At 57.5% G+C, this 3,451-nt stretch carries 3 protein-coding genes and 1 pseudogene; 3 read left to right on the top strand and 1 reads right to left on the bottom strand.

The features are described 5' to 3' along the window. The first annotated feature begins 371 nt into the window (after positions 1 to 371). From U5775_RS38620 to U5775_RS38610, 3 genes are all read left to right on the top strand, one after another. The gene (locus tag U5775_RS38620; RefSeq protein WP_322063383.1) at positions 372 to 740 is read left to right on the top strand and encodes a CidA/LrgA family protein; all 369 of its coding nucleotides are present in this window, start codon (positions 372 to 374) and stop codon (positions 738 to 740) included. Continuing rightward, positions 740 to 1,483 carry an LrgB family protein gene (locus tag U5775_RS38615; protein ID WP_322063384.1) on the top strand — a complete coding sequence of 248 codons (744 nt, stop codon included), beginning with the start codon at positions 740 to 742 and terminating at the stop codon, positions 1,481 to 1,483. The genes U5775_RS38620 and U5775_RS38615 overlap by 1 nt, the downstream gene beginning before the upstream one ends. Before the next feature lie 267 nt (positions 1,484 to 1,750). After that, positions 1,751 to 2,362 (top strand): hypothetical protein, encoded by a 612-nt coding sequence (locus U5775_RS38610; protein WP_322063382.1) that lies wholly within the window; start codon positions 1,751 to 1,753, stop codon positions 2,360 to 2,362. Between the two features lie 254 nt (positions 2,363 to 2,616). Here U5775_RS38610 and U5775_RS38605 read toward each other — a convergent pair. After that, positions 2,617 to 3,252 (bottom strand): annotated as a pseudogene (locus tag U5775_RS38605) (transposase); the annotation flags it as partial. Between the last annotated feature and the right edge of the window lie 199 nt (positions 3,253 to 3,451).

Here is a 3,451-nt window from a genome sequence, read left to right as displayed (position 1 = left end):
ATATCATGTAGCCCCTTTATTCTTTAATGGCAGAAAGTGCTGCCTTGTTCTGCTCGCTCGTAATGCCTAAAAATGAGAGTGCGCGAAGAATATCAAAAAAATAACAAACCAAGATGGTATTTATGCAGCTTGATTCATGAGGCATACCCCGGACGGGTCTGCTCGGGCTGAAACGTGTTGCTGCCACTAGCTCTGCTTTGAGATACGATCGCTGGTCGTTTTTACCTCCGAAAACGTTTGCTGGAGAAAATTCGAATTCAGGTTTATGCAGCTCGCCGCAATTGCATCATGCCGACGCTGCCTTGGCGTACCGCCAGTTCCGGTAAAATCTCGCCGCATTTGCACCGGCCTCTGTTTTGCGTCAACCTGCCATGCTCCGTTCCCTAGCCGCCCTACTGATCTTCCAGTGCCTCGGCGAGAGCGTCTCATACGTTTTCTCGCTGCCCGTTCCCGGCCCGGTCATCGGCATGCTGCTGCTATTCGCATTCGCGATGTTCCGGCCCAGTGCTGTCGAGTCGATCGAACCCACCGCGCTTGAACTCCTGCGCCACCTCTCGCTGCTCTTCATTCCCGCGGGCGTGGGCATCATGGTTTCCGCGCAGGCTGTACGCGGTGAGGCACTAGCCGTGATCGCGAGCCTCGTCGTGAGCACGACGCTTGGTATCGTCGTCACCGCGCTCGTCACGCGTGCGCTGCTTCGGCGCTCGCGTGGCCATGAAAACGCAGGGCAGGGCGCATGATGAATACGCACTTGCCGTTAGCGAAACTCGATGCCATCTGGGTCTACCTCGCAGCCACTCCACTGCTCGGGCTCACGGTCACGCTTGTCGCGTATCTGGTTGCGCTGAGCATTTACGCCCGCGCAAAGCACAATCCGCTTGCCAACCCGGTGCTGATCGCGGTGGCCATCGTCGTCGCCGCGCTGAAGATCACCAATACGCCGTATCACACGTATTTCGAGGGCGCACAGTTCGTCCACTTTTTGCTCGGCCCCGCAACAGTTGCGCTCGCGTTGCCTCTATACCGCCAGTGGGACAAGCTCAAGCGCGGGGCGCTTCCGCTCCTCGGTGGTCTCGTAGCCGGTTCGCTCACGGCGATCGTTTCGGCGGTCGGTATTGCCAAGCTTTGTGGCGCCTCGCATCAAACGCTTGCATCGCTCGCGCCGAAGTCGGTCACGACGCCCATCGCCATGGCCGTCGCCGAGAAAGTGGGCGGCATTCCTTCACTCACCGCCGTGCTCGTGATCTCGACGGGCGTGTTTGGTGCCGTGAGCGCGCGCTGGATCCTCGATATCGTGCGTGTGCATGAGGCCGAGGTGCGAGGTTTTGCGATCGGCGTGGCGTCGCATGGTATCGGCACGGCTCGGGCGTTTCAGGTGAGCGAGGAGATGGGGGCGTTCTCGGGCCTGGGCATGGGCCTCAATGGCGTGTTCACCGCGTTCATCGTGCCTGTTCTGCTGCCAGTACTTCTGCGGTGGTTGTAGGGCGCTTCGGGTTCATCCGGCGTGACGCTTCGCCGAGTGATTGAGGTTCGTCACTGTCGTCGCCGAAATGAAGTTGATGATCGACTCGTTCACAACCCGCGGCAATTAGCTTTTGATCTGTGTTTCATTAGCGTGGGAGTTTTGAAAATAGTATCCAAACTACCCGTTGAGTATCGGATGACCAACAGTCATGTATGACGTAGTCTGAACTAGACCGGCGACGTAGCTAAATCTGCGGTTAGTCCTATTTGAGAGTCGAGGAACAGTATGTCTTTGAATGCAATACGCGTCGGTATCATCGTTGCAGGAATTGTCTCTACATCGCCTGGAACTGTCGAGGCCAGCGAGTACAAGATTGTGGGCGATAACACGTCGAACATTGCTGCATATCGCGAAGGAAAACTGGACGCGCTGACGCTTCTGGTCACAATCCGGAACGAGATGGCGCGCGGTGATGCGCTTGTCGACAGCATTCCAAATGGCAGCGGATCGTCTGATATCCAGGTGCATGGAGAGCGTATGACGCAACTGGTACACCAGGCGGTGCAGAAATTCGGGGATGGGTCGGCCGGTCCATTCTCCGACTGTGCGTTGCTAGCAAGTGCTGCAGACGATCTTTGGAGGGATCAAATCGTGGCGCTTGAGTCTGCATCGCACAAAGCAAATACGCTTGACGAAATACTGTACCGTGAAGAGGTTTCTGCCTGTCGGTCTCAAATTACCTCTGAGCCTAAACCGACGATCACAGTTGCGGGGCCCCAGAAGTCAAGCGAATTGCCCGCTCCAGGCTGCTCAATGCTGGGCTCCACGCACAGTAATGGAGCGATGCCAGCTATTTACTGGACCTGTCCGAAGTCTGCTGAGAGCATGCTGCACTGACGGTGCAATTAATTAGCCGACTATGCGAGAGTTGTCACGTCATCTACCTTCCGCCGTGCATCGGAGGCGGATGGCGCCGATAGCGGCAACGGCTCGCGGAACGAAATGTAGGCGCATGATTTTGAGACCGGCGTGGTGTTGCATGGCATCGACTTGGGCGTTTCAGGCGAGCGAGGAGATGGGTATGTCATCGACTCGGCACGGCTCCTGAATGTGGAGATTTTCCAGCTAGTTGTCGCCTCAACGATTAAATTTCAGGCGCCCTCTCTCTCCTGCTCGTGGAGTTGTGGGGCGACGCCCTGGTTGTCGCCTCGATCCGGGTTCAGATGCACAGCATGTACGCGCTGCCAGTTGCGGGTGGGGCCTTTCCATCGTAGTGGATTGCGCTGCCGCGCAGTCTCATAAAGCGCCGCCCGTCGATCCAGAATGTCCTGGTCGAGGTTGGCATGGCGCTGCGCCGGCGTCACGAACTGGATCGTGCTGTGACGATGTTCATCGTTGTACCAGCGCACCAATGTGCCCACCCAGGTGCGTGCGGCGAGCAGGGTATCGAACGCCTTGAGAGGGTAAGCCGGCCGGTACTTCAGGGTCTTGAACAGCGACTCGGAATACGGGTTGTCGTTGCTCACGCCCGGGCGACTCAACGACGGCGTGACACCCAGCGCCTGGAGGGTGGCGAGCATCGTCGCGCCCTTCATCGGACCGCCGTTATCCGAATGCAGAATCACCTGGCCGGGCTGTATCACTTCGCGCGCGCAGAGGTCCCTGAGGACTTCGCTGGCCTGCGCGCTGCTTTCCTCGGCATAGACCAGCCAGCCGACAATTTTTCGGCTGAACACGTCCATAAACAGGTACAGATAAAAATACTGTCCGCGAATCGTCGTTGGCAGGAGAAAGTTCAGAGGCGACAACTAGTATGACGCCGGGGGGAATGGGCGTTTAAGCGTTTATCGTGCCCGTGCTGCTTCCCTATGCCACTATGTTAGTTTAGTCCCGTCGTCGGCGGGCTACGAATGCTGGTTGGGTAGTGCAGTGCAAGTCCTGTGGTACGACATGGTCCTGGTTGCCACCTCCCGGAGAGGACCTTAT

The organism is Paraburkholderia sp. J63, from assembly GCF_905220245.1.
In the GTDB taxonomy this organism is placed as follows: domain Bacteria; phylum Pseudomonadota; class Gammaproteobacteria; order Burkholderiales; family Burkholderiaceae; genus Paraburkholderia.
This window is presented reverse-complemented; position numbering and strand designations above follow the sequence as displayed.